General features: G+C 33.7%; 2 protein-coding genes and 1 pseudogene. All 3 read right to left on the reverse strand.

The window, feature by feature from the left end; all coding sequences use genetic code 11:
* Positions 1-35 precede the first annotated feature (35 nt).
* Positions 36-446 (reverse strand): extracellular solute-binding protein (locus AFK68_RS02965; RefSeq protein WP_210407193.1); only part of this gene is annotated, 411 nt, incomplete at its 5' end.
* A gap of 1 nt (position 447) precedes the next feature.
* A pseudogene (locus tag AFK68_RS02970) lies at positions 448-1038 on the reverse strand (extracellular solute-binding protein); the annotation flags it as partial.
* A gap of 435 nt (positions 1039-1473) precedes the next feature.
* Entirely contained in the window at positions 1474-2028 is a 555-nt protein-coding gene (locus AFK68_RS02980) for a phycobiliprotein lyase (protein ID WP_094671508.1), read from the reverse strand.
* Positions 2029-2742: the final 714 nt, after the last annotated feature.

The raw sequence follows: 2742 nt of genomic DNA on the forward strand, positions 1-2742 counted from the left end.
CTACTCCCTACTCCCTACTCCCTACTCCCTACTCCCTACTCCGTACTAATACGAATTTCTCTCCATAATTGTCGATACTGTTCAATGGTACTATCTGCCAATGGATAAAGAAATTCACTTTTTTCAAGAACTTCTTTTGGGGGTAATAAAAGGGGATTATTGTTAATTTCTGAAGTTAATTCATTTGTATTAATCCCTGGTAGGATAGGAGAAGTAATCTGGGTTAATAGTGACATTTGTTCTGCTACCTGGGGTTGCCAACAAAAATCAATCCATTTTTCTGTTAAAGAAGTCTCAGAAGTAGCAGCAGGTTTAACCCATAAATTAGCCGATAAAGCCGTTCCTGACTGAGGCACAACAGCAGCAATTTCTTTGCGTGTTTTGACCAATGGTAAAATATCATTTGACCAACCAACGGCTAACCAAGTATCTCCAATAATTAATGANAGAAGTAGCAGCAGGTTTAACCCATAAATTAGCCGATAAAGCCGTTCCTGACTGAGGCACAACAGCAGCAATTTCTTTGCGTGTTTTGACCAATGGTAAAATATCATTTGACCAACCAACGGCTAACCAAGTATCTCCAATAATTAATGATTGTAAATAATTCTCCGAACTGTAGAATTTAACTTGTTGATTTAGTTTAACCAGTTCCGATTTTAAATTCTCTACCTTATCAATATTTTTAGTATTATAAGACTTTCCTAATTTTTTCAGAGTTAAACCAATAACTTCTCTAGCTTGATTGAGCAAAGAAATATTACCCTTCAATTCTGGTCGCCATAAGTCACTCCAATCTTTAGGTTCCCATCCCAAAGTTTTAAACTTATCAACTCGATAAGCAATTAAAGTTGTACCCCATTGATAAGGTGCTGCCCAAACTTTACCTTGGGTATCTACATAACCTTGATTATTACGTTTGACTAATTCTTGCCATTTTTTCGGTAATTTATTCCACCTTGGCAAAGCTTCAGAATTAAGAGGTTGAATTAATTCTTGTTTAATTGCATTTGCTAACCAATAATCTCCTATTGTCACCAGATTAGCAATATCTATATTTTNTGACTAATTCTTGCCATTTTTTCGGTAATTTATTCCACCTTGGCAAAGCTTCAGAATTAAGAGGTTGAATTAATTCTTGTTTAATTGCATTTGCTAACCAATAATCTCCTATTGTCACCAGATTAGCAATATCTATATTTTCTGTTTTATTTGTAGATAAATTATGTTTTTCTAACAAAAGTTTTCTCTGCCAACTTTGCAGCAGAGAAAATAATCCACTCAAGCTTTCTTGAGGTTGAAAACTTAACTTGGGGGAAGATATTAATTCCCCTCGAAATTTTGATACCATTTGAGCAGGAATAGTGTTTTTTAACAGTTTAATTTTTAAATCCGCTTGTGTTTCACATCCTGCTAAAAATTCAGCTAAAGTTATTGCCGTTGCTCCGATTAAAAAATTACGTCGCTTCACCTTTACTGATTATTTAAAATACGTTTTTCTAAATATTGACCAATCATTTTTTGTTCGCCAGCACGAGAAATAATAGTTTGTCTCGTCCGGTATTTATGGCCTATTTGTTTAATTTCTTCTTCAAATACAGACCCATTGTACTCCGTTCTGAGACATAATGTATTAGGGTCAGATAGGTGATATTTAGCTATGATAGGGTTACTTGTAGCAAAACCGCGATCGCGATACAAGATTGAACCTTTTACTCCAAATACTGTTGAACCTTCAGACTGTTTCTTTTCTAAGAAAGAATCTTGACTAACCCAACTTACATAAGAACCACAAATCATGGCTGTTTCAGGATTATTCAACTTATGGAGTTGAGCTAATTCGATAAGTTCTGGACTTCCTTGCTCTAAAAATTTGATTGTTATGTAACTAACTATTTCTTGGGTATTCCCTTCAGGTAAAGTGTAGTAACGTCTTTCCGAATGCCATTGACCCTCAGATCGTTGAAAATATTCAGTAACTCCTAATTCTACAACTTCTAATGTTTGTTGGTTATATTGCAATTTCATTTAATTTTATCCTCTCTGGCTGTATATCATTAAAACTTGATTCTGTCAAGCTTTTTGTCTTATTTGTTACTATTATTAATATATACTGTTTTTCTTAAGAGTGTCAGGACAGATATAGCAATCCGCGCATAGGTTGCGGGTAATGAAAAAGTAAATAAAAAAGTTGAAACTCCCACCNAAACTTGATTCTGTCAAGCTTTTTGTCTTATTTGTTACTATTATTAATATATACTGTTTTTCTTAAGAGTGTCAGGACAGATATAGCAATCCGCGCATAGGTTGCGGGTAATGAAAAAGTAAATAAAAAAGTTGAAACTCCCACCTATTCCCTGTTCCCAGTTAAGTGTTCCCTAAAAAGCAGTAAGATTTTTGCCACGAATATGCGGAGGATTGCTATATAGCGCTATCCAAAAGTCAGAAGTAGTTTATGACTGAGTTTTTCCTACAGAAAATGTGGATCGTTTTCCGTAACAAGGACAATATTTAACGATTTATGTTTTGAAGTGAACCAGAACATTTTCTGAAATAGCAAAAGTTAGTAATGTGGCAATTAATACGGCTCTAAATATAAGTTTTCCCGATTTTAAAGATGCTATTAAATAAAGTAGTATTTTGATTGATTAATAAAATTATATTTTCATTATAAATACCCAGTATTTTATAGCTTTTACTCCCTGAATTATTCTTCCTAATTTGTAAATTACTTAATTCGCA

Source organism: Hydrocoleum sp. CS-953 (genome assembly GCF_002260545.1).
GTDB lineage: Bacteria > Cyanobacteriota > Cyanobacteriia > Cyanobacteriales > Microcoleaceae > Trichodesmium.